20 protein-coding genes are annotated in these 24,241 nt (G+C 62.4%); 12 read left to right on the forward strand and 8 right to left on the reverse strand.

Annotation, left to right across the window (positions count from 1 at the left end):
* Positions 1-6: 6 nt before the first annotated feature.
* A complete protein-coding gene (locus ACS4RS_RS00970; RefSeq protein WP_439009100.1) occupies positions 7-1,374 on the reverse strand; it encodes an aminotransferase in 1,368 nt (455 codons plus the stop codon).
* A gap of 80 nt (positions 1,375-1,454) precedes the next feature.
* Between ACS4RS_RS00970 and ACS4RS_RS00975 the strand changes: the two genes are divergently transcribed.
* Entirely contained in the window at positions 1,455-2,807 is a 1,353-nt protein-coding gene (locus tag ACS4RS_RS00975; RefSeq protein WP_439011778.1) for a glutamine synthetase family protein, read from the forward strand.
* A 19-nt stretch (positions 2,808-2,826) separates the two neighbouring features.
* Here ACS4RS_RS00975 and ACS4RS_RS00980 read toward each other — a convergent pair whose 3' ends face one another.
* A complete protein-coding gene (locus tag ACS4RS_RS00980) occupies positions 2,827-3,771 on the reverse strand; it encodes a diacylglycerol/lipid kinase family protein (protein WP_449313838.1) in 945 nt (314 codons plus the stop codon).
* 301 nt (positions 3,772-4,072) lie between these two features.
* Here ACS4RS_RS00980 and ACS4RS_RS00985 point away from each other — a divergent pair, with 301 nt between their 5' ends.
* Both ACS4RS_RS00985 and mgtE read left to right on the forward strand, forming a co-directional pair.
* Positions 4,073-5,302, forward strand: coding sequence for an MFS transporter (locus ACS4RS_RS00985; protein ID WP_439009099.1), 1,230 nt, complete (start codon positions 4,073-4,075; stop codon positions 5,300-5,302).
* A gap of 263 nt (positions 5,303-5,565) precedes the next feature.
* Positions 5,566-6,939 (forward strand): magnesium transporter, encoded by a 1,374-nt coding sequence (gene mgtE / locus ACS4RS_RS00990; protein ID WP_439009098.1) that lies wholly within the window; start codon positions 5,566-5,568, stop codon positions 6,937-6,939.
* Between the two features lie 21 nt (positions 6,940-6,960).
* Here mgtE and ACS4RS_RS00995 read toward each other — a convergent pair whose 3' ends face one another.
* Positions 6,961-7,482 (reverse strand): winged helix-turn-helix transcriptional regulator, encoded by a 522-nt coding sequence (locus tag ACS4RS_RS00995; RefSeq protein WP_439009097.1) that lies wholly within the window; start codon positions 7,480-7,482, stop codon positions 6,961-6,963.
* 95 nt (positions 7,483-7,577) lie between these two features.
* Here ACS4RS_RS00995 and ACS4RS_RS01000 point away from each other — a divergent pair, with 95 nt between their 5' ends.
* The gene (locus ACS4RS_RS01000; protein ID WP_439009096.1) at positions 7,578-8,483 is read left to right on the forward strand and encodes an EamA family transporter; all 906 of its coding nucleotides are present in this window, start codon (positions 7,578-7,580) and stop codon (positions 8,481-8,483) included.
* An 82-nt stretch (positions 8,484-8,565) separates the two neighbouring features.
* Here the strand turns inward: ACS4RS_RS01000 and ACS4RS_RS01005 are convergent, their stop codons facing one another.
* Positions 8,566-9,180: a L,D-transpeptidase family protein gene (locus ACS4RS_RS01005; protein ID WP_439009095.1), complete on the reverse strand. Its 615-nt coding sequence runs from the start codon at positions 9,178-9,180 to the stop codon at positions 8,566-8,568.
* Positions 9,181-9,316: 136 nt separating this feature from the next.
* Positions 9,317-10,981, reverse strand: coding sequence for a 4Fe-4S dicluster domain-containing protein (locus tag ACS4RS_RS01010; RefSeq protein ID WP_439009094.1), 1,665 nt, complete (start codon positions 10,979-10,981; stop codon positions 9,317-9,319).
* A gap of 248 nt (positions 10,982-11,229) precedes the next feature.
* Between ACS4RS_RS01010 and ACS4RS_RS01015 the strand changes: the two genes are divergently transcribed.
* On the forward strand, positions 11,230-12,018 hold the full coding sequence (locus tag ACS4RS_RS01015) for an SDR family oxidoreductase (RefSeq protein WP_439009093.1): 789 nt from the start codon (positions 11,230-11,232) through the stop codon (positions 12,016-12,018).
* A gap of 110 nt (positions 12,019-12,128) precedes the next feature.
* On the opposite strand, the gene ACS4RS_RS01020 is transcribed toward ACS4RS_RS01015, so the two are convergent.
* Positions 12,129-13,007, reverse strand: a complete 879-nt coding sequence (locus ACS4RS_RS01020; protein WP_439009092.1) for a phosphotransferase — start codon at positions 13,005-13,007, stop codon at positions 12,129-12,131.
* Between the two features lie 293 nt (positions 13,008-13,300).
* On the opposite strand from ACS4RS_RS01020, the gene ACS4RS_RS01025 reads away from it, so the two are divergent.
* From ACS4RS_RS01025 to ACS4RS_RS01050, 6 genes are all read left to right on the forward strand, one after another.
* Positions 13,301-14,608 carry an efflux RND transporter periplasmic adaptor subunit gene (locus ACS4RS_RS01025; protein ID WP_449313839.1) on the forward strand — a complete coding sequence of 436 codons (1,308 nt, stop codon included), beginning with the start codon at positions 13,301-13,303 and terminating at the stop codon, positions 14,606-14,608.
* Positions 14,605-17,724, forward strand: a complete 3,120-nt coding sequence (locus ACS4RS_RS01030) for an efflux RND transporter permease subunit (protein WP_439009091.1) — start codon at positions 14,605-14,607, stop codon at positions 17,722-17,724. Before ACS4RS_RS01025 ends, ACS4RS_RS01030 begins: the two co-directional genes overlap by 4 nt.
* 215 nt (positions 17,725-17,939) lie before the next feature.
* Entirely contained in the window at positions 17,940-19,232 is a 1,293-nt protein-coding gene (locus ACS4RS_RS01035) for an Hsp70 family protein (RefSeq protein ID WP_439009090.1), read from the forward strand.
* A gap of 68 nt (positions 19,233-19,300) precedes the next feature.
* A complete protein-coding gene (locus tag ACS4RS_RS01040) occupies positions 19,301-20,206 on the forward strand; it encodes a uracil-DNA glycosylase family protein (protein WP_439009089.1) in 906 nt (301 codons plus the stop codon).
* Positions 20,207-20,338: 132 nt separating this feature from the next.
* Complete coding sequence (locus ACS4RS_RS01045; RefSeq protein ID WP_439009088.1) at positions 20,339-20,530, forward strand: hypothetical protein; 192 nt, start codon at positions 20,339-20,341, stop codon at positions 20,528-20,530.
* 43 nt (positions 20,531-20,573) lie between these two features.
* Positions 20,574-20,726, forward strand: a complete 153-nt coding sequence (locus ACS4RS_RS01050; protein ID WP_449313840.1) for a hypothetical protein — start codon at positions 20,574-20,576, stop codon at positions 20,724-20,726.
* On the opposite strand, the gene ACS4RS_RS01055 is transcribed toward ACS4RS_RS01050, so the two are convergent.
* Positions 20,727-21,599, reverse strand: a complete 873-nt coding sequence (locus tag ACS4RS_RS01055) for a hypothetical protein (protein ID WP_439009087.1) — start codon at positions 21,597-21,599, stop codon at positions 20,727-20,729.
* Positions 21,600-21,841: 242 nt separating this feature from the next.
* Positions 21,842-22,780 (reverse strand): EamA family transporter, encoded by a 939-nt coding sequence (locus ACS4RS_RS01060; protein ID WP_439009086.1) that lies wholly within the window; start codon positions 22,778-22,780, stop codon positions 21,842-21,844.
* Positions 22,781-23,119: 339 nt separating this feature from the next.
* Here ACS4RS_RS01060 and ACS4RS_RS01065 point away from each other — a divergent pair, with 339 nt between their 5' ends.
* Entirely contained in the window at positions 23,120-24,226 is a 1,107-nt protein-coding gene (locus tag ACS4RS_RS01065; RefSeq protein WP_439009085.1) for a methyl-accepting chemotaxis protein, read from the forward strand.
* Positions 24,227-24,241 lie beyond the last annotated feature (15 nt).

A 24,241-nucleotide genomic window follows, 5' to 3' on the forward strand; every position in this document is an offset into this window, starting at 1 on the left:
CCGCAGTCACGATTTCAGCTCCTTCCAGGCCAAATCCAGCGCCAGCCTGGTAATCCTTGCCATCTCGTCCACCTCCGCATGGCTGATGACGAGCGGTGGCGAGGCCAGCATGCGGTCGCCGGTGGCCCGCAGCACGAGGCTGTTGGCGAGCGCGTGGTTGCGCACCAGGGCCCCGATCTGATCGGGCTTGTCGAAACGGGTGCGCGTGCTCTTGTCGGCGGCAAGCTGCAGGCCGCCCATCAGGCCGATACTCTCGGCCTCGCCGACCAGATCATGGTCGGCGAGCGCCGCCCAGGCCTTGCCGAAATAGGGGCCGATATCGTCGCGCACGCGCTCGACCAGTTTCTCCTCCTCGATGATGCGCAGGTTTTCGAGGGCGGCGGCGGCGCAGACCGGGTGGCCTGAATAGGTGAAGCCGTGATTGAACTCGCCGACCTCGTTGATCAGCACATCGGCGATGCGGTCGCTGACGAGGACGCCGCCGATCGGCAGGTAGCCGGAGGACAGCCCTTTGGCGATCGGCGCGAGATCGGGCTCGACGCCGAAATGCTGGTGGCCGAACCAGGCGCCGAGACGGCCGAAACCGCAGATCACCTCGTCCGTCACCAGCAGGATATTGCGCACCTTGCAGATGCGGTCGATCTCCGGCCAGTAGGTCTCCGGCGGGATGATGACGCCGGCAGCGCCCTGCACCGGCTCGGCGACGAAGGCCGCAACATTCTCCTCACCCAGCTCGTCGATCTTCGCCTCGAGCTCGCGGGCAACCTTGAGGCCGAATTCAGCAGGCGAGAGATCGCCGCCCTCGCCGTACCAGTATGGCTGGCCGATATGGACGATGCCTGGGATCGGCAGGTCGCCCTGCTCGTGCATATATTTCATGCCGCCGAGGCTGGCGCCGGCGACGGTGGAACCGTGATAGCCGTTCTTCCTGGCGATCACGATCTTCTTCAACGGCTTGCCGACGGCGCTCCAGTAGACGCGGGCCATGCGGAACCAGGTGTCGTTCGCCTCCGAGCCGGATCCGGTGAAGAAGATATGATTGAAACGTTCTCCGGCATGAGAGGTGACCCTCTGCGCTAGCAGCGTCGCCGGCGCCGAACTCGTGCCGAAGAAGGTGTTGTAATAGGGCAGCTCGTTCATCTGCCTTGCGACGGCGTCAGTGATCTCCCGGCGGCCATAGCCGATATTGACGCACCAGAGGCCGGCGAAACCGTCGAGATATTTCCTGCCGCGATTGTCGAAGATGTGGACGCCCTCGCCGCGCTGGATGATGCGCGTGCCTTCGGCGTTCAGCTTCTTCATGTCGGCGAAAGGATGCAGGTGGTGCGCGGCGTCGATCGCCGCAAGGTTCGAGCGTGGGTAAGTATCGGGCATTAGGTGAAGACCCTCGCGGATTGAAAGGCTGCTATCGATGGGATAGGAGCTTGGCCTTGTCCAGGAGGATTTTCAAGGTCATGGCGAGCGACAGGATGGACGGCAAGGCCGAGGGCGGCGATCCGCGTTTCGAAATCCTGATCGTTGGCATGAACGGCGATCTGCGCGGCAAGCAGCTTCCATCCGGCGCCGAAGGCAAGGTCTGGGCCGGCGAGATCCGCCTGCCGACCTCGACGCAATCGCTCGACATCTGGGGTGACGACAATGACGACATTACCGGCCAGTCGCTGACGATTGGCGACCCCGACGGCATGGTCGTTGCCGACCGGCGCAGCCTCGTGCCGATGCCCTGGGCGCCGGAGGGTTCGATGCAGGTGCTCGCCACCATGCACGAATTCGACGGCAGCCCGAGCTTCATGGACCCGCGCGCCATCCTGGCTTCGGTGGTCGAGCGCTACCGCGTGCGCGGGCTGACGCCTGTCGTTGCCACCGAGCTGGAATTCTACGTGATGTCGGGGGACTGGCGCCAGACCGGGCGCCCTTCCCCGCCTGAAAGCCTTACCTATCGCGACGAGCCGAACGGTTTCCAGCTCTACGACATGAGCGCCGTCGATGCGCTCGACGGCTATCTGCAGACGCTAAGAGCCTATGCGAAGGCGCAGGGACTGCCGGCGGATGCGACCACGGCGGAATTCGGCCCGGGCCAGTTCGAGGTCAACCTGCTGCATCGCCCCGACGCGCTGGCTGCCGCCGACGATTGCCTCTATCTCAAGCGTATCGCCGAGCAGGCAGCGCGCCGCCACGGGCTGAAATCGACCTGCATGGCCAAGCCCTATTCCGACCATGCCGGCTCCGGCCTGCATGTACATGCGAGCGTCATCGACAGCCAAGGCCGCAACATCCTCGATGCCAAGGGCGGCGAACCGACGCGGCTGAAATCGGTGACGGCAGGCCTGCTCGACACGATGCGCGCGGCGCAGTTGATCTTCGCCCCGTTCGCCAATTCCTATCGCCGCTTCCAGCCGGGCTCGTTTGCACCGGTCGATCTCACCTGGGGCAGCGGCCATCGCGGCACGGCGATCCGCATACCCGACAAGGACGGGCCGGCCGCCCGCATCGAGCACCGCGTCGCTGGCGCCGATGCCAATCCCTATCTGCTGCTGGCGGCGATCCTCGGCGGCATGCTGCTTGGCCTCGACAGCGAACTCGACCCCGGCGAGGAGACGACACCCGGCCACACGCCTGCCAATGCGACGCGGCTGACCCATGATTTCCTCAGCGCGGTCGAGACCTTCCGCACCTCGCCCTTCATCGCCGATATCTTCGGCGCAGGCTATCAGGCGCTCTATGGCGACACCAAACGGAAGGAGGCGCTTGCGCATCTGCGCACCGTCTCGGATTTCGATTATCGCACCTATCTGCCGCGGCTCTGAAGCTCACGCCGCGGCCGACTTACGCGGCGGGCTCGCGCCGTTCGGCCGCATCCACCTGCGCCGCCAAACCCTGCTTGACGAGAACCTTCAACTCGCCCGGATGCAACCGGATCGAGACATTGCGTTCAAGCGGGAGCAGCTCGCCGTCCATCACGCAATTGGCCTTGGAGCGCAGTTTCGGGAAATGCAGGTGCACTTCAGCCGGGTGCATCACCATAACGTCGGCGTTTTCGCGGACCTTGCCGCGCAGCATGTCCATAGCGAGGCGGGCGACACCGAGGGGCCTCAGGGGGTTTGCCGTATAGAAGCCGAGTTCGCCGCTTCTAAGATTATCGGCATAGAGAAGCGCGTTTTCGCCGAAAGGATTGTTGGAGACCGAGATCGCCGACACCCAGCGGCGCTCCCGCATGCCGGCCGCCTCGAACTCGACTTCGAATTCCGGCGGATTGAACACGACGCCCAAGGCTGCCTTCGTGCTCGCACGGATCTTACCCAGCCTGGAGCGATAGCTGTAGGCGTTGCGGTAGCGCACCATACGGGCGTGCAGGCCGGCGGAAAACTGGTGGATAAAGGGGCGGCCGTTGGCGCTGGCAATATCGACATTGTCAATCTCGCCGGTGGCAAGCACATCGAGCGCCTGCCAGATATCGAGCGGCACACGCAGCGAGCGGGCAAAAAGGTTCATGGTGCCAGCGGGCACGACGCCGAGCGCAATACCGTTTTTCCAGGCGATCGATGCCGCGGCCGAAATCGTGCCGTCGCCACCGCCGGCGACAATGCCGTCGATATCGTCACGCTTGGCCGCCCGCTCCATGGCGGGAATAATCTCCTTTCCGGAGAAGACGATGGCGTCGAAATCGTGCCCCGCTTCGCGGAACGCCTCCTCCGCCCTCTTTTCGTAGGCCGGCATGTCGGTGGTCCTGAAGGTGCCGCCGTCGCGATTGAAAAAGCCTACAAGCTTCATAAGGGCTCCCGTCCCTGGCGCGGAAATGGTCCTGCCTTTGCCTTGAGATGGTTGCGGCATTCGCGATTTCAAGCGCATCCGTCTTTCCGAGGGAATGACAGAAATGCAAATATTGCAACGGACATATGCACATAGCAGGACGCTGCACTGCGAAAAATGCACTCGACGCCTGCCCGCCCATCACGGATAGATCAGATATCGGAGAGATCGTCTCCACTTCCCGCCATATACCACGATCGCCTCGCGGCCGCGCTTGCGCCGGAGGCCATTGCCAAGCAGAAAACCGTCCCGAGGAGCGCTCGTGAGTGAGATCGCCATCAATGATTCCGTCGGAAGCCAGCCGGATGACGAGCTGCCGGCGGCAACGACCGTCGCCCTGGTTCAGCTGGCGCTCGCCTGCGGCGGCTTCGGCATCGGCACCGGCGAATTCGCGATCATGGGCCTGCTGCCGAATGTCGCCGAGACCTTCGCGGTGACGACGCCGCAGGCCGGGTACGTCATCAGCGCCTATGCGCTCGGCGTCGTCATCGGCGCGCCCGTTATCGCCGTGCTCGCCGCGAAAATGGCGCGCCGAACGCTGCTCCTGACACTGATGCTGATCTTTGCCGCCGGCAATATCTTCAGCGCCATGGCGCCGACCTTCGAAACCTTCACGCTGCTGCGCTTCGTCAGCGGCCTGCCGCATGGCGCCTATTTCGGCGTGGCGGCGCTGGTCGCCGCCTCGATGGTGCCGGTGCATCGCCGCGCGCGGGCTGTCGGCCGCGTCATGCTCGGCCTCACCGTCGCGACACTTCTCGGCACGCCCTTGACGACGTTCTTCGGCCAGTCGCTCGACTGGCAGATCGCATTTTTCTCCGTCGGCGTGCTCGGCCTGCTGACGGTGGTGCTGATCTGGTTCTACGTTCCCCAGGACAGGGTTTCCGAAGAGGCAAGCTTCCTACGCGAACTCGGCGCCTTCCGCCGGCCGCAGGTGTGGTTGACGCTCGGCATCGCCGCCGTCGGTTACGGCGGCATGTTCGCGATGTTCAGCTATATTGCTTCGACGACGACCCAAGTGGCAATGCTGCCGGAAACGGCCGTTCCGATCATGCTGGTGCTCTTCGGCGTCGGCATGAATGCCGGCAATTTCATCGGCTCGTGGCTTGCCGACAAATCGCTGCTCGGCACGATCGGCGGCTCGCTCGTCTATAATATCGTCGTGCTGACCACCTTCTCGCTGACCGCCGCCAACCCCTACATGCTCGGCCTCTCGGTCTTCCTCGTCGGCTGCGGTTTTGCCGCTGGCCCGGCGCTGCAGACCCGGCTGATGGATGTCGCCGCCGATGCGCAGACGCTTGCTGCCGCCTCCAACCATTCCGCCTTTAACATCGCCAATGCGATCGGCGCCTGGCTCGGCGGCCTCGTCATCGCCTGGGGTTACGGTTTCGCCGCAACCGGTTATGTCGGCGCAGCACTTTCCTTCCTAGGCCTCTTCGTCTTCGCAGCCTCAGCACGGCTGGAGCACCGCAACCGGCGCACGCAGGCCGCGTAAAGCATCTCCGCTCGCAATGCGCGGAGGTGCGACATTCTAGCGTTAAGCATTTACCCCGCTTGACTTATTCCGCGTTCGAGACCACCTAGCATCACACGTGGACGACACTTGTCTTCCACGGATTTCAACGGAGCCATCACTCAGATGCCAAGCGACAGTAGCAGTCGATTGCCTTTGCCGTACGCGGCCCTCGTGCGCTGACCGACTCCTGTCGGCTCGCCCGTTCGGGACGCTACGGCGGATCGACGGAAAGGCGAGCCTCAATGAACATCAATCGCTTCCCACTTCGGGCAGGCCATGCTGCCCGTGCCTTCATCAACAACAGCCGCGGTGCAACGATCGCCGAACGCGTCGATGCATTGAACGCACTGACCGTCCAAGAAGCCGGCCGTGTGCTGACCGGCATGCCGCTCGACTATGCCGTCAATATTCTCGACCGGCCGGAGCTTCGCAACGCCGCGCAGATCCTGGCGCTGATCAGTGCCGAGGATGCCGCACGGCTGCTGCACGGCATGTCCAACGACCGTGTCGCCGACGTGCTGCTCGAACTCGACGGCGAGACCCGCGCCCGCCTGTTTGCCAGCCTCGACGAACCGGTGCGCATCGCGATCCAGCACCTGATGGGCTATCCGCCGCGCACGGCCGGCGGCATCATGACGACGGAGTTTGTCAGCGTGCCGGGGAACTGGACGGTTGCCCAGACACTCGACCATGTGCGCCAGGTCGAACGCTCGCGCGAGACCGTCTATGCGATCTATGTGCTCGACGAGGTCAGCCATGCGCTCATGCATGTGGTGACGCTGCGCCGCCTCATCACCGGCGAGCCTGAGGCTTCCATCCTCACGGTGGCGCAGAAAGGCACGCCGGTTTCGGCCGATCCGCTGATGAAGCAGGAGGATGTCGCCCGGCTGATCCGCAAGCACGACCTGCTCGCCCTGCCGGTCACCGACGACCATGGGCAGATGCTTGGCATCGTCACCGTCGACGACGTGATCGATACGATGATCTCTGACACCACCGAAGCGGCCCAGAGGTTCGGCGGCATGGAGGCGCTCGGCCAGCCCTATATGAAGATCGGCTTCGCCGGCATGATCCGCAAGCGCGCCGGCTGGCTCGCCGCCCTGTTCCTCGGCGAGATGTTGACGGCAAGCGCCATGCAGCATTTCGAAGGCGAGCTGGAAAAGGCCGTGGTGCTGACGCTGTTCATCCCGCTGATCATGAGCTCGGGCGGCAATTCCGGTTCGCAGGCGACCTCGCTGATCATCCGGGCCTTGGCGCTCGGCGAGCTGAAGCTTTCCGACTGGTGGAAGGTGCTATTGCGCGAACTTCCCACAGGTATCGTGCTTGGCGCGATCCTCGGCCTCGTCGGCTTCACGCGCATCGTCTTCTGGCAGTCGGCCGGGCTCTATGATTACGGCCCGCATTGGCAGATGGTCGCCATCACGGTGTTTGCCGCCCTGATCGGGATCGTCACCTTCGGCTCGATCTGCGGCTCGATGCTGCCCTTCGTGCTGCAGAAGCTCCGGCTTGATCCGGCCAGCGCCTCGGCCCCCTTCGTCGCCACGCTGGTGGATGTCACCGGGCTCGTCATCTACTTCACGGTGGCACTGCTCATCCTCAGCGGGACGCTTCTGTAGAGCCAGCAAGCCCGAGGGAAATCATTTTCCCTCGGGCAGCTTCAACGGTCCGTGTGTCTTGATGCTGCGGATGGCGAAGTTCGAGCGGATGTCGCTGACATTCGGCAGGGTCAACAGCGTTTCCGTCAGAAGCCGCTCGTAGGCGGCGAGGTCCTCCACCACCACTTCGGCGAGGAAATCGGCGGTGCCCGAAATCAGGAAGCAGGAGACGATCTCGGGGATGGCGAGCAGCGCCTTCTGCTGCGCCTCGGAATTCTCGCGGCTATGATGGACGACCTTGAACTCGACGAAGACGGTCAGGCCGAGGCCGACTTCCTTGCGGTCGATATCGGCGGTGTAACCGCGGATGATGCCGGAGCGTTCGAGATTGCGGATGCGGCGCAGGCAGGGCGACGGCGAAAGGTTTACCTTCTCGGCGATCTCGACATTGGTGGCACGCGCATCCTCCTGCAGGCACTTGAGGATGGCGATATCGAATTTATCGAGATTTGGCATTTTCGCGATTCCTGTTGGCGTCGTTTGGCAGAAGATTGCGCGTATCATGATTTTTGAGCCAGAGATAGCAAGGACATGCCCTGCCGTCTCGGACTAATCTTTTCCTCGACCGGAACGCTCCGGATGAAGGAAGGGACAGGACGATGACCACAATTGCATTTACGAACGACAAATCGCCATCGCAGGCCCTGGGTTATGCCGGCGGCACTGTTACCGTACTGATCTGGGCGACATGGTTTCTTGTCACCCGCCACAGCGCCGCAACGCCGCTCGGCTCGATCGACATCGGGCTGATCCGCTTCGGAATTCCCGCACTGGTGCTTTCGCCGGTCTGGCTGAAGACAGGTCTGCTGCCGAAGTCCATGCCGCTGCACCTGCTGGCGATCATGGTGTCCGGCTCGGGCGCCGTCTTCTTCCTGCTGACCACGCTGGCAATTCATTCGACGCCAGCTGCCTCTTCGGGCATTCTGCTCGGCGGCTCGATGCCGCTCGCAGCGGCTCTGATCGGCATCGTGCTGTTTGGCGAAAGACCCGATACCACCCGTATCGCCGGGCTTGCGGCGATCGTCGCCGGCGTGCTCGTCCTGCTCACGCACAGCCTTGCAGATGCCTCGCTGCCATGGACGAGCTTCCTGCTGCTCCCGGCCGGCGCTGTTCTCTGGGCGAGCTATACGCACGCCTTCCGCCGCTCGGGCCTGACGGCTGTGCAGGCAAGCGCGCTGATCGCCGTCTGGTCCTTCCTGATCATGGGCGTGCTTGCCCTCATCTTCGGCATCTCGCTGCCGCAGGCGCCTCTCCCGGAAATCGGCCTGCAGGTTCTGAGCCAGGGTATTCTTTCCGGCCTCGTCGCCATGCTGGCCTACGGCACCGCCGTCAGAACCCTCGGCGGAACTCAGGCCGCAGCCTTCACGGCGCTGACACCGGTGCTGGCAACGCTGGGTGGCGGTTTCCTGCTTGGCGAACCGATCGGGCTGACGGAAATCAGCGCCGCCGTGATCACCGGCATCGGCGTGGCACTTTCCACAGGGATCGCCGCCCGGCACCGCTGACCACCGGCCGAAGCCAACAAAGTCGAAGGCCGCCGACAGCCATCGCTGCGGCGGCTTTTTCAATGAAGGTAATTTGGGTCGCTCAAGCCTGGATGACGACGACCCTGGCACCGACTTCGACACGGCTATAGAGGTCGATCACGTCGTGGTTCATCATGCGGATACAGCCGCTCGACATGGCAAGACCGATCGATTGCGGCTGGTTGGTGCCGTGAATGCGGAAATGCGTGTCGCCGCCGCCGCGATAGAGATACATGGCGCGTGCGCCGAGCGGGTTGTTCGGGCCGCCCGGCATGCCGCCGGCGAGCTTGCGATAGCGCTCTTCGCGGCGCTGCATGTTTTCGGTGGGCGTCCAGCTCGGCCACTCCGCCTTGCGGCCGATATAGGCGTTGCCGGCAAAGGCCAGTCCCTCGCGACCGACGCCGACGCCGTACCGCACCGCCCTGCCGTCACCGAGGACGTAGTAGGCGCGGCGCGCTGGGGTATCGACGATCACCGTGCCGGCTGCATGGGTGGTTTCATAGGCCATTTCCTGGCGGCGGAGCTCCGGCTTGATCTTGTCGATCGGCACCTGCTTCAACGGGAATTTTTCATCCGGAAGTGCGGCGTAATTCGTCTGGCTGTTCAGGCCGGTCGAAGAGCAGCCGGCGACAAAAAGCGGCAGAGCGATCAGAAAGCCCCGGCGGGAGATCGTCATGAATGTGTCCTTAGTGCGTCAACAAGATGTCGCAAGCTAAGGAAATTATGGTTAACGAACGGCTAACGGCAGCCGGCACCAAGTGATCACGAAGGCGTCAGCACGTAAAAATTGTCGGCGGTGGGGATAGTCCGCCTCACATATTCGGATAGACCGGCCCCTCGCCGCCCTGCGGCGGCACCCAGTTGATGTTCTGGTTGGGGTCCTTGATGTCGCAGGTCTTGCAGTGCACGCAGTTCTGGGCGTTGATGACGAAGGTGTCCTTGCCGTCCTTCTCAACCCATTCATAGACGCCGGCCGGACAGTAGCGCGTCGACGGGCCGGCATAGATGTCGTGTTCCGAACGCTTCTGCAGGCCCATGTCCTTGACCTGCAGATGCACCGGCTGGTCCTCCTCGTGATTGGTGTTCGACAGGAACACCGAGGACAGACGGTCGAAGGTCAGGACGCCATCCGGCTTCGGATAGGCGATCGGCTTGTGCTGTGCGGCTGGTTCCAGCGACTGCGCATCGGTCTTGCCATGACCAAGCGTGCCGAAGACGGAAAAGCCGAACAAGGTGTTGGTCCACATGTCGAAGCCGCCGAGCGCCACGCCGAGCGCCGTGCCGAACTTCGACCACAGCGGCTTGACGTTCCTCACCCGCTTGAGATCCTTGCCGATGTCGCCCTGGCGCCATTCGTTCTCGATCTCGGCCACCTCGTCATGGCTGCGGCCGGCCGTAATTGCCGCCGCGATCTTCTCGGCCGCCAGCATGCCCGACAGCACCGCATTGTGGCTGCCCTTGATGCGGGGAACGTTGACCAGGCCGGCCGAACAGCCAATCAGCGCCCCGCCCGGGAAGGAGAGCTTCGGCACCGACTGGTAACCGCCCTCGGTGATGGCGCGGGCGCCATAAGAGAGCCGCTTGCCGCCCTCGAAGGTACCGCGGATCGCCGGATGGGTCTTGAAGCGCTGGAACTCCTCGAAGGGGTAGAGGTAGGGGTTCTTGTAGTTCAGATGGACGACGAAGCCAACGGCGACCAGATTGTCTTCCAGGTGATAGAGGAAGGAGCCGCCGCCGGTCTTCATGCCGAGCGGCCAGCCGAAGGAGTGCTGCACCAGGCCCTGCTTGTGGTTCTCGGGCTTGACCTGCCAGAGCTCCTTGATGCCGATGCCGAACTTTTGCGGCTCGCGGTCCTTCTGCAGGTCGAATTTGGCGATCAACTGCTTGGCGAGCGAGCCGCGCACGCCCTCGCCGATCAGCACATATTTGCCGAGCAGTTCCATGCCGCGGGTATAGTTCGGGCCGGGCTCGCCGTTCTTCTCGATGCCCATGTCGCCGGTGGCAACACCGATCACCGCGCCCTTGTCATCATAGAGCACTTCGGTGGCGGCAAAGCCCGGATAGATCTCGACGCCGAGCTCCTCGGCCTTAGTAGCCAGCCAGCGACAGACGAGCCCGAGCGAGACGATGTAGTTGCCGTGATTGTTCATCAGCGGCGGCATCAAAAAATTCGGCAGGCGGATCGAGCCGGCAGGGCCGAGCAGCAGGAAGTGGTCGGCGTTGACCTCAGTCTTGAAGGGATGATCGGCTTCCTGGCGCCAGCCGGGCAGCAGTCTATCGATGCCGATCGGATCGACGACGGCGCCCGAGAGAATATGGGCGCCGACTTCCGAGCCCTTCTCCAGCACGACGACCGAAAGCTCCGGATTGACCTGCTTCAGCCGGATCGCCGCGGACAGACCGGCCGGACCTGCGCCGACGATCACCACGTCGAATTCCATGCTCTCGCGTTCGGGCAACTCAGTCGTCTCGGTCATTCATTCATCTCCGCTCGGCGGCACACGGCCGTCATCCTCATAAGCACTTTCTTGTCAAAACGAGAAAGCGTTGTCGAGCCGGGATACGACAGCCAATCTTCAATTCGCACAACGATAGGCCTTGTGTGTTCAAATTATATAACGCTTACGTCAACGTCAATTAGTAAACCCCGCCGAACCGATCACACTGCCTTTCCTTTTCCGCCGCTTGCGCCTTATACATCGCTCAAAGAGTTTGGAGGACAATCATGGATCTCGGCATCGAAGGCAAACGGGCGCTCATCCTCGCCTCCTCGCGCGGGCTTGGCCTCGGCATCGCCGTAGCGCTGGCGCGCGAAGGCGTTAACGTGCTGCTTTGCGGGCGCAGCGGCGAGCAGCTGGAGGCCAATTGCAAGGCGATCAACAGCGAAGGCAAAGGCCGGGCCGACTGGATCTGGGCCGACCTCGGGGATGAACGCTTCGTCGAGACGGTGACGAGCGCAGTGAAGGAGAAGTTCGGCGGGCTCGATATCCTCGTCAACAATACCGGCGGGCCGACGCCTGGCACGACCGAGGACATGACCGGTGAAAAGCTCGAGACCTATTTCCTCTCGATGGTCGCCCGCGTTATCACGCTGACCAATGCGCTGCTGCCCGGCATGAAGGCACAGGGCTGGGGTCGCATCCTGACGGTCGCCTCCTCAGGCGTGATCGAACCGATCGCCAATCTGGCGCTGTCGAATACGCTGCGCCCGGCGCTTGCCGGCTGGAGCAAGACACTTGCCTCCGAAGTGGCGGGCTTCGGCGTTACCACCAACCTGCTTTTGCCGGGCAGCATCCTGACAGGCCGTCTCGACGATCTCGACGGGGCGGCGGCAAAGCGGACGGGCAAGAGCCTCGAAGAGATCCGCACCGACAAGGAAGCGCGCATTCCGGTCGGCCGCTACGGCAGGGTCGAGGAATTTGCCGCAGCGGCTGCCTTCCTGTGCAGCCAGCCGGCAAGCTACATCACCGGCTCGCTGATCCGCTGCGATGGCGGCGCGGCCCGATCCGTCTGACGGCTGCTTTAAAGGCGTCGCAGCAAACTTGCTTCATGCGACGCGCTTTAGCTCTTTGTTTTATGCATGTCGTTATCCCGGAACCGCTACACACGTCCGGGCGACATGCTTTAGCCGACATGGGCGGCCGCAGCCCATGTCGCAACATTTTGGACCATCAATCCGACATGGGCCGGATCGTCTGCGAGTTCAGCGAGCTCGGAAAGACGATGGAAGCCCGTCAGGATCGCAATGCGCCGTCGGTCGAGCTTGTGTCCGGTCAGCATTTCATAGGCCGATACGATGCGTGCGGTCAGATCCGGTGAGATGAAATTCGAGTAGATGAATTCCTGGTGCAACGGGCCAAAACCTGAATCGGCGAAATCGTAAATGCCGTTGAGCCTCCCTTGCGCATGGTCGAAGGCCATGTTCCAGCCATGGCCGTCGAAGAAGCCGAATACCGTGCCGTGGGGATCGGGCGGCAAGGTTTCGAAATCGGCAATGACGGCCTCGGCAAAACGACTGACGTCGGGCGGCAGTAGCGGCAAAGCCTTCGTTCGCACCGCGTCGGGCGATTGCCATGGCGGGATGGCTCCGATCCCGGCTTGACGCAGACGATCGGCATCAAGCACGTGCAGCTCGGCGTAAAACCGTGCTAGGTCATCGGCGAGGTGCCGGCGAACGCCCTGCCCCAGCGCCTCGTAATCTTCGGCAATGAGATGTTCGCCTTCGAGCTTGGCATGGCTGGAAAAGATCGGTGGCCCGTCGTGAATGTGCATGTCGGGAACCGCCATCGACAACGACGGCCTGATGATGTCGAGCAGGGCGGCTTCCTTCACAAGCGCTCTTTCCGCGGCTGGATGGCGGGGAAACTTGAAGATCAGCGTGTCATCGACGTCGACGGCAAGTGAATCCCAGCTCTTCGCCGCCAGTTTGAAGACGGAGCCCGTGAGTTTAGGAAACACGCTGATGATGAGAGAGCGAAATTCGCTGGCGTTCAACTCGGTCATGACGACCTGCCTTCTCTGGTTTTATCCCGTGTTTTTCGCCGGGCAACGAGCGGCACGCGGACCGATTTCGTCTTGTCGCGAACCGCCTGCCCGTCGGCCGTCAAACGGCACCGGATTACACTGGCCCTATATTAGTACAGTTTGAATATTACGGAATATTCATTACAAAAATTTAAGCCGTTATAACCACTTAGTGATTGCGCCCCGGGAATTATGTCTTTTTTGCGCCGCAATATAAGCGGCTCAATCCGGGCATAAAAATCGCCCCCCCGTTCAACACCCCGGTCTCGCCCATGAAGAAATTTTGGATCACTGTCAGCGTTATAGCAGTTGCCGCCGTCGGCGTCTGGCAATTCGGGAATCTGATCCCGTATACCTCCCGCATCCCCTACCTCTCGCAGTTCATCAAGCAGCCGGACGGCGGCAATGGCGGGCAGCAAGGACAGGGCGATCAGGCGCAGGCCGATCAAGCGCAAAACGGTGGGCAACATCAGGGCGGCGGGCGCAGACGCGGCGGCGGTGGCCCGACAGTCGTGAAGACCGTCGCAGCCTTAAAAACGACGCTGCCGACGGATGTGACGGCGTCCGGCTGGGCCGATGCCGACGACAACACCACCATTGCCGCGCAGGAACAGGGCCTGATCGTCAGCATCAATGGCCAGGATGGGGCGACCGTCAAAGCCGGCGACCTGATCGCCAAGCTCGACGACCGGACGGCCAAGGCCGCGGTCGACAAGGACAATGCGATGATCGTCCGGGATACGGCAACGCTTTCGGAATCCGAAACCGCGCTGGTGCGTGCGCAGGACCTCTTCGACCAGAAAGCCGGCACCCAGCAGAGCCTCGATCAGGCGAGAGCCGCCCGCGATACCGCCGCCGCGACGGTCGATGCCGATAAGGCGACGCTGGCCTCCGATCAGATCATCCTCGATAATACCGATATCCGAGCCCCCTTCGACGGCCGGCTCGGCGATATCGCCATCAGCAAGGGCGCCTTCCTCAACGCCGGCTCGGCGATCGTCACCATCGCCAAATACGATCCGATCTATGTGAAATTCCACCTGCAGGAACGCTATCTCAGGGAATTGAAGACCGCGCTCGCAGCCGGCCCGGTCGAGGTCAGCACGGTTCCCGCTTCCACCAAGGGGCATGTCCGCAAGGGCGAGATCAGCTTCTACGACAACACCGTCGACACCGCCTCGGGCACGATCCTCGCCAAGGCGAAATTCGAGAATGCCTCCGGCGCGCTCTGGCCAGGTCAGTCGGTCAACGTCGTCGTGCATTTCAACAATGACGAACAGCAGGTGGTGGTGCCGACGGTTGCCGTCAGCCCCGGCCCGGAGGGCTTCTTCGCCTTCGTCGCCAAGGACGGCAAATCGCATCTGACGCCGGTCACCGTTGCCCGCGCCAATGGTGGTTTCACCGCCATCGCATCGGGTCTTTCGGAAGGCGACCATGTTGTCGTCGAGGGCCAGGGCCAGCTCAGCGACCAGCAGGCGATCAACGAGCAGTTCGACGAAAAAGCGCTTGATGTCGCCTCCGCCGACGAGCCTCGGCAGACCCAGCAGTCCGAGACGATCGCGGTGGGAGCTCAGCAATGATCCCGAATTTCTGTATCCAGCGCCCCGTCGCAACAACGCTGCTCGCCATCGGCGTCATTCTGGCCGGCCTTGCCGGTTACCGGCTGGTGCCCGTCGCGGCTCTGCCACAAGTCGATTTTCCGACAATCAACGTTTCGGCGCAGTTGAGCGGCGCCTCGCCGCAGACGATGGCGACCTCGGTTGCCACGCCGCTGATCAAGCAGTTCGAGACCATTCCCGGGATCAGCGAAATCAGTGCCTCGAGCTCGCTCGGCAGCAGCAGTATCGTGCTGCAGTTCGATCTCAACCGCGATATCGACGCGGCCGCAGCCGACGTGCAGGCGGCGATCTCGCATGCCACCCGGCAGTTGCCCGACAATCTGACGACGCCGCCGAGCTATCGCAAGACCAACCCGGCCGATGCGCCGGTCATGCTGCTCTCCGTGCAGAGCAACACAATGCCGCGCAGCAAGCTCGACGAGATCGCCGAGGACATCATCTCGCCATCGCTGTCCACGCTTCCCGGCGTTGCCCAGGTCAGCGTCTACGGTGCGCAGACCTATGCGGTGCGCGTCGAGGTCGATCCCAACAAGTTGCTCACCCGCGGCATCGGCATCGATACCGTCAACAAGGCGCTTGCTGCCGCCAACAGCCAGCAGCCGGTGGGAACGCTGCAGAACAATTCGCAGAGCATGACCATCACGGCGAACACGCAGCGCACCAATGCCGAACAATTCCGCTCGCTGGTCATCGCCAATCCGAACGGCGCGCCGATCCATCTCGGCGATGTCGCCGATGTGCAGGACAGTGTCGAGAACCAGTATACCGGCAGCTGGTATGACGGCCAGCGCGGCATCATCCTCGCCATCCAGCGTCAGCCGGATGCCAACACGGTCGATGTCGTCGATGCGATCAACGCCAAGCTGCCGCAGCTCCACGCCGAAATCCCGCCTTCGGTGAACACCGTCGTCATGAACGACGCGGCAAAACCCATTCGCGCCGCCATTTCAGACGTGAAGTTCACACTGTTCCTGACGATCGGTCTCGTCGTTCTCGTGATCTATCTCTTTACCGGCCATGCCACGGCAACGATCATTCCGGGACTTGCCGTTCCGCTGTCGCTGATCTCGACCTTCGGCATGATGTATGTGCTCGGCTACAGCATAGACAACATCTCGCTCTTGGGGCTGACGCTCGCGGTGGGGCTGGTTGTCGACGACGCGATCGTCATGCTGGAAAACATCCTGCGCCATGTCGAGGAAGGCATGCCGGTGCGGGAAGCGGCGATCAAGGGGGCCGGCGAGGTCAGCTACACCATCATCTCCATGTCGGTTTCGCTGATTGCGGTGTTCATCCCGATCCTCCTGATGGGCGGCGTCGTCGGCCGCGTGTTCAACGAATTCGGCATGGTGGTCGCCATCGCCATCATCTCGTCGGCGATCGTCTCGCTGACCGTGACGCCGATGCTCGGCTCGCGGCTCTCCAACAACCACAGCCGCCCGCCGCTCCTCATCCGCATCTTCGATGCCGGTTTCGAACGGACGCTCAACGGCTATGACAGGGCGGTCGGCTGGTGCCTTCGCCATCGCCTGACGATCCTCGGGGTTTTCGTCGGCTCGGTGGCGCTGACGATCTATTTCTTCATGACGCTGCCGACGAGCTTCTTCCCGCAGGAAGACATCGGCCGGCTGACCATCAGCACCCAGGCGCGCCAGGATATTTCCTATACCGCCATGGAGGCGCTTCAGCAGCAGGCGGCAGCCGCCGTCAAGGCGAACCCGGCGGTCAACCACGTGATGTCGACGATCGGCGGCAACCCGAACAAACCGCAGAACAACGGCTCGATGTTTGTCGAGCTCAAGGACAAGAAGGAGCGCCCGCCGCTAGACCAGACGCTGCGCGAGTTGCGCACGGCGATCAACAAGATCCCCGGCTTGCAGGCCTTCGTGACGCCGAACCAGAGCCTGCGCTTCGGCGGCCGCCAGACCGCCAGCCAGTATCAGCTGGTGGTGCAGGCTCTGAACGCCGACCAGACCAACCTCTGGGCCGGCAAGATCCAGGCGGCGATGCGCAGCGACCGAGGCCTGTTCACGGATGTAACCTCGGACGCCCAGAACAACGCCCTGCAGGCCAATATCGTCATCGATAGCGAGCGGGCAGCCGCCTACGGCATCGACAACGACACGCTGCGCACGACGCTGCAGGAATCCTTCAGCGGCTATGCGGCCGCGGAAATCCAGTCGACCGGCGACAGCTACGACGTCATCGTCGAATACGATACCAGCAAACCCTGGGACGACCAGAAGCTGTCGGAAATCCGTGTCGCCTCCGCCAATGGCAGCCTGGTGCCGCTGTCGAACTTCGCCCATGTACAGCGCACCACCGGGCCGGTCACTATCAACCAGACGGGCCAGCTGGTTTCGACCACGGTATCCTTCAACCTGCCGGAAGGCGTGTCGCTCAGCAATGCCACGGCGGCAATCGAGCAGATCAAGAAGGACATCAGCGTGCCGGCCGACGTCTTCACCTCCTATGGCGGTACGGCGGAGATCTTCCAGCAGTCGCAGGGCAATACGCCCTATCTGATCCTGGCGGCGGTGCTGACCATCTATGTCGTGCTCGGCGTGCTCTATGAGAGCTTCATCCATCCGCTCACCATCCTCTCCGGCCTGCCGGCCGCGGCCTTCGGTGCGCTGCTGGCGTTGAAGATCATGGGCTTCGATCTGTCGATCATCGCCCTGATCGGCCTGTTGATGCTGATCGGCATCGTCAAGAAGAACGCGATCATGATGATCGACGTGGCGGTGGAGACCATGCGCACGACCGGCGAAAAGGCGACGGCGGCGATCCACGAGGCCTGCGTGCGGCGCTTCCGGCCGATCATGATGACGACCTTCTGTGCCCTGCTCGGCGCCCTGCCGATCGCGCTCGGCACCGGCGCAAGCTCGGAGCTGCGCCAGCCGCTCGGCATCGCCGTCGTCGGCGGCCTCATCGTCTCGCAGATGCTGACACTGTTCATCACCCCGGTCATTTTCGTCGAGATGGACCGCTTCGGCGATTTCCTCGGCCGCCTGATCGGCGGAAGGAAAGTCGAGGAGCCGGTGGTGCACGAGGCAAGGGCTATGGCTGCCGAATGATGACGGCCCTCTGAGTTCAGTATCGCCAAGCCTTGCGGCGCACTTCTTTTCCCCGACTGGGAGAAGAAGTGCGCCCGATCACTTCAGCTTTCGATCCTCTTGAATGTGTCGCGCCTCTGTGGCATCACCCGCCCTCCTGAATCCGGGGCGTGCTTACGTCCCTTCGCGGAGCCACGCTCCGTCTCCAATAACAATCGGCATGAAGAGGTGCGGGCATGGCTCAGGCGCTGGGTTTGGACTTTGGCACGACGAATACGGTGCTTGCCAAGGCGGATGGCGGGGCGACGCGCTCGATGGCATTCACGAGCACAGAAGGCACGGCCGACAGCATGCGCACGGCGCTTTCCTTCATGAAGGATGCGCAACTCGGCGCCTCGGCACTAAAGGTGGAGGCGGGTCATGCGGCGATCCGCCAGTTCATTGACAATCCCGGCGAATGCCGTTTTCTGCAGTCGATCAAAACCTTTGCGGCGAGCCCGTTGTTCCAGGGCACGCTGATCTTCGCCAAGCGGCATAATTTCGAGGATCTGATGGAGGTTTTCATCAGACGGCTGCGCAATTACGCCGGCGACAACTGGCCATCCAACGTCAGCCGCATCGTCACCGGCCGGCCGGTGCATTTTGCCGGAGCCAGCCCCGACCCTGATCTTGCGACCGAACGTTATAACGAGGCGCTGTCGCGCTTCGGCTTTCCCGAAATCCACTATGTCTACGAGCCTGTCGCCGCCGCCTTCTACTTCGCGCAGAACCTGAAGCAGGACGCGACCGTGTTGGTCGCCGATTTCGGCGGCGGCACGACCGACTATTCGCTGATCCGCTTCGAGACCCACGCCGGCAAGCTGACGGCAACGCCGATCGGCCATTCCGGCGTCGGCGTCGCCGGCGACCATTTCGACTACAGGATGATCGACAACATCGTCGCGCCGCAGATCGGCAAGGGCAGCCATTTCAAAAGCTTCGACAAGATCCTTGAAGTCCCGTCCAACTACTATTCCAGCTTCGGCCGCTGGAACCAGCTGTCGATCTTCAAGACGACGCGCGAATTCGAGGATCTGAAAAAGCTGGTGCGCACCAGCCTGGAACCGGAAAAGCTCGAAATCTTCATCGACCTCATCGACCATGACGAGGGCTATCCGCTCTATCAGGCGGTGTCGGCGACGAAGATGGCGCTGTCGGCCGCCGAAGAGGCGCCTTTCGATTTCGCGCCGCTTGGCCGCGGCGGACATCGCAGCATCCGTCGCAGCGATTTCGAAGGCTGGATCGCCGAGGATCTCGCCCGCATCGAGGTCGCGCTCGACGACGTGCTCGACAAGACCAAGACGAAGCCAGGAGAGATCGACAAGGTGTTTCTCACTGGCGGCACCTCCTTCGTGCCGGCGGTGCGGCGGATCTTCAACGAGCGCTTCGAGCGCGACCGGATCGAAAGCGGCGGCGAGCTTCTGTCGATCGCTCACGGCCTGGCGCTGATCGGCGAGCGCGACGACATCGCGCAATGGACTGTGCAATAGAGCTTGCAAGGGCGGCCAATGTGTCGCCTGCCCTTTCAATGCCCATTTCTCTTCGTTAAGCTTGCCGCATGATTTCCGCCAACGACCTTTCCCCAGCCGAGCTTGCAGCGCTTCTGCATTTCCATGCGGATGCCGGCGTGGAGTGGCTGCTCGAGGAAGAGGCGATCGACCGCTTCGCCGAGTTCGAAACGATGAAGGCGGCCCGCCGTCCAGCGACACAGGCGCAGCCACAACCTTCCGCCGCCGGGGAACGTGCCGCGCCCGGCGAAAGCCGGACACCGCCGCGCCCGACTGCAGCGGCACGCCCAGCCCCGGCCGAACGCGCCGCTTCCGGCCCGCAACCGGCGATCCCGGACGGCGAGGCAGTGCAGCAGGCGCGTTTCGTCGCCGAATCCGCGCGGTCGCTGGCAGAGCTCAAGACCGCGATTGAAGCCTTCAACGGCTGCAATCTCAAGCACAGCGCCCGCTCGACCATCTTTGCCAGCGGCGATGCCGAAAGCGGCATCATGGTGATCGGCTCGGCGCCGGGCGCCGAAGACGATCGCGAAGGCATACCCTTCTCCGGAAAATCCGGCCAGTTGTTCGACAAGATGCTGGCTGCGATCGGGCTGACGCGTTCGGCCATTCTGCTGACGCAGGTCATCCCCTGGCGGCCACCCGGCAATCGCGCGCCCTCGGCAGCGGAAATGGATATCTGCCGGCCGTTCATCGAACGGCAGATCGCGCTGGCCGAACCCAAGGCGATCCTGCTGCTCGGCAATTTTTCGGCCCGCTTCTTCTTCGGTGATAACGACACGATTCATGGCCTGCGCGGCCGTTGGAAGGAAATTGCCGCTGCGGACTGTGTCATTCCTGCCATAGCCAGCCTGCATCCGCAGGATCTGTTGACCGCGCCCGTCAACAAGCGGCTGGCTTGGAACGACCTGCTTGCCTTTCAAGCGAAGCTTAAGTCCCTATCTTTGCTCAGAAATTAGCCAAAGTTCAATAATTTATGAATCGATCTATGCGCTTGGCGCATGGCTGCATCCCGCCGTGATGCATTGCGGAATCAATGCTGCACCGCAATATGAGGTGGTGTCTTGGGAGGAACCACAGGAACCAAGGCCATGAACAAGCATTTTCGTCCTATCCATAGCGGGTTTGAAACCCTTCGCCTCGCCGGCGACCAGTTTCGTTCCACCCACGGCTACAGCCGTTTCGGCTTTGCCGCCAACGAACAGATGACTGCCCGCGGCACCGGTATCAACGGCCGCACGGCGCGCCCTGACGCGATTTTCTCGGACTTCCAGCAGTATTGATCGGCAGGCGCTTCGCCTGCCTTCAAGAGTAAAAAGCAACAAGATGACCATCCTGATATCGCTTCTGCGCAACATCGAAACCTTCGAGCATTTCCGCGCCGCGGTCTCCGCCGCGCGGGAGTATGAACGCGAGCTTTCGGTGAAGCCGGCCGATACCGGCAGTGATGGCCCAAGTGCCGCGGCAATCGTTCTCTGATCAGACGGCCATTTCCTCGAACTGGGCTTTCGCCCATTCGAAGGCTTGGTCGACATAGGCGAACTTGACCGCCTGCCAGGCGCAATATTGCTCGACGAAATCCCGTGATATCCAGAGATGTGCCTTGCGTGGTTCGTCATCCCAGCCGACGCAGCCGCGCTGCGCCGCCTTTGCCAAGAGCCGCTGCAGATGGGTGCGCGACATCATAAAGTCGGCCGCAAGCGCACGGGTTTCGATGCGGCCGACGGAATACCTCCCCGGTTCGCTGCTCTCTATATCCATCCGGGCGATGAAGTTGTCGACGACGAGGCCGCCGGCTTCCGTCCAGAGGAACAGCGCCACCTGTTCCGGCGGCTCGCGCCAGGCGGCGTCTTCCAGGCAATGGCGGGCGATGCGCGGCTGAACCAGCCGCATCAAGGATGGGTTCGCCTGAAAAAACGCTGCCCTTTGACCGCCGTCAAGCAGATCGAGCGCGCCGAGATTGGAATGAATCCAGGCAAACATCGCCTGATGGCTGACGTCGGCCGGCTCGAAATGACGCGGCCGCCGCCGCTCCTCGCCGGGTGTGTGGACAATGAAGCGGTAGGTATAAAGCTCTTCGATGAAAGCGAGCACCGTGTTGCGGCTCGCCACCTTATGCGCGGTAATGCGTCCGGTCAGCCGAACGGCGGTGAAACCCGAGGTCGGGTCGCGCGGATCATATTCCAGGTTGAGGGCATAGGCAGTCTGGGTCAGAAGCCAGCGCTGATGCGAGGCGAGCAATCGCGCCAAACGCGGGCCGGCATCGAACATGCCGCGCATCTGCCCAGCCAAAAAGCGGATGCTCAGCAGAAAGGAACAGTTTCCCGCCAATTGCTCCGCCGTGAATGCCATTACGCTTTTCTCCACCTCCCCTCGCCTGCCGGCGGTCGGAGCAACGACACCGAGCGCTCTTCCGGCATCAGCGGCCATTCAGACATGCACAGCTTCGAATAAATGATACTCTCTCATCTTCAACAAACATATTCCGGGAAACAGGGATATCCCAAGAATTCACCATTCTTTTCGCTCGCGGCGAGCAATTTCAAGTGCGGCAATCCTCGCATTAAACCCTTTCATATCATTAACTTGCGGCGTCAGGCCGGCGGCGTCGTGGCTTTGCGCGCCTCCCGCTGCTCGATGCCCAGCTGATGCTCGCGATAGATGATGAAGATGCCGGCGGAGACGACGATGAGCGTGCCGATCAGCATGGTCACGCTCGGCACGTCGCCGAAGACGAAATAGGCGACGATGCCGCCGAGCAGGATCGAGGTATATTCGAACGGCGCGATGGTGGAGACATCGGCATGGCGGTAGCTTTCGGTCAGCAGGATCTGCGCGACGCCGCCGCAAAAGCCGGCCGCGATCAGATAAAGCGCCGACGGCCATGGCAGGATGAGCCAGCCGAACGGCAGGGAGGCCAGCGAGAAGACCGAAGCGGTGAGCGAGAAATAGAGCACGATCGTCGCCGTCTTCTCCTCCTCGACGAGACGGCGCACCTGGATCATTGCCATGCCGCCGAGAACGGCCGAGATGAGCACTGCGAGCGCGCCGATGGCCTGTTCGGCTTCCATGCCGCCATCGCGGAACAGCGTCAGTTTCGGCCAGGAGACGATGGCGACACCGACGATACCGACCAGGACGGCGCTCCAGCGATAGATGCGTACGGTCTCGCCGAGAAAAACCGCGGCGAAGATAACGGCGACGAGCGGCAGCGCATAGCCGAGCGCGATCGCCTCCGGCAGCGGCAGATGCAGGAGGCCGTAGAAACCGAAAGCCATCGACATGATGCCGATCGTGCCGCGCTTGAGGTGGCCGACCGGATTGGCAGTGTAGAAAGCGGCGCGCAGCTGCCGGATATAGGCGAGATAGGCGATGATCGGAAAGAGCGCGAAGAAGGACCTGCAGAAAGTGACCTGACCCGGCGGGATGTCCGAGCCCGCCAGCTTGATGAAGGTCTGCATGGCCAGGAAGACCACGACCGACGAGACTTTCAGCGCAATGCCTCTCATCGGGTTTTTGAGAACCGCGTGCATGATCCTGGCTCTTGATACCGACTTAACAGGAACGGGAAGACGCGTTCGACTCGGGAACGCTGGGGATGACGTCTTCTATCGTAGCGGAAGAAAATCCCGATTGGCGAAAAATCGCAAGCAGCGCGGAAGAATCACCAAATTGCTTTCCGCCGCGGGCTCGACGATGCGGCAATGCGCGCCCTCGCGTCGAATTTTCGCTCTCTTCAGCCATTCACCCCGAAATGTTTACCTCTGACCGCTCGGTGTTAACCAATTGAAAACCATAGGCACGCATCGTTTTTGCTGATTTCGAAATTTCTTCGCCCCCCAGACAATTGCCCGCCCTTCCAGGATCATTTGATGAAGCCGCTCAGCGCCGAAACCATTGCCCAGTCGCAGAATGCGACACCGCGCTCGATGCGCGTCGTCACTGACGGCATCAGCACCGACCTTGAGCGCTTCAGCGCCGACAACACCAATATCGTCAAGCAGATCAAGCTGCTCGCCATCAATGCGCTGATCGAAGCGGCAAGAGCAGGTGAGACCGGAAAGGGCTTTGCGGTCGTTGCCAATGAGGTGCAGCGGCTGGCGCAGATCGCAACCGACATCACCGGCAGGTTCGAGAGCAATGTGCTCGGCCGCATCGGCCTCAGCCGCGCCATGGCGGATTGCCTGGTCGAAGAGATGGAGGGCGTCCGCCTCACCGACCTGGCGCAGACGCTGGTGCAGCTCATCGTCCGCAACCTTTTCGAGCGCACCGCCGATGTGCGCTGGTGGGCGACGGACCCGGCACTCTGGCAGGCGCTGCAGAACCCCGATCGGGACACCGTCGCCTTTGCGGCGGAGCGTCTCGGCGCCATCAACCGCTTCTATACGGTCTATCTCGATCTGGTCGTGACCGATCTCTCGGGCAAGGTGGTCGCATCCGCCAACCCCAAGTTCCAGCGCAAGATCGCCGGGGCGAGCCTTGCCGGCGATCCTTGGTTCCGCGCGGCGTCTGCATGCTCCACCGGTGACGCGTATAGTGTCGACGAGGTCAAAGCGAGCCCGCTTCACGACAACAGGCATGCGCTCGTCTATGCCACCGGCATCCGCGAGGGCGGCAAAATCGACGGACGGCTGATCGGCACGCTCGGCGTCTATTTCGACTGGCAGAACCAGGGCCAGGCGATCGTCGAAAAAGAGGCGAACCTGCCGCCGCAGCTGGCGGAGAAAACGACGGTCATGCTGCTCGACGGCAAGAGCCGGGTCATCGCCACCACCAATTCCGCCCTGCTGTTTTCCCATTTCGCCCTCGCCAATCCATCCGGCCGGGCCAAGGGCAGCTACTACGACAATAGCGGCTCGATCGTCGCCTTCGCGCGCACCCTCGGATACGAGGATTACGACGGGCTCGGCTGGTACGGCGTCGTCGTCCAGCGGACGGAAAATGACGCGACGATCAAGGCAGCGCTCAATCTGAAATAGCGCCTTCTAGCCGGC

The sequence above is a fragment of the Rhizobium sp. F40D2 genome (assembly GCF_051810745.2).
Lineage (GTDB): Bacteria > Pseudomonadota > Alphaproteobacteria > Rhizobiales > Rhizobiaceae > Rhizobium.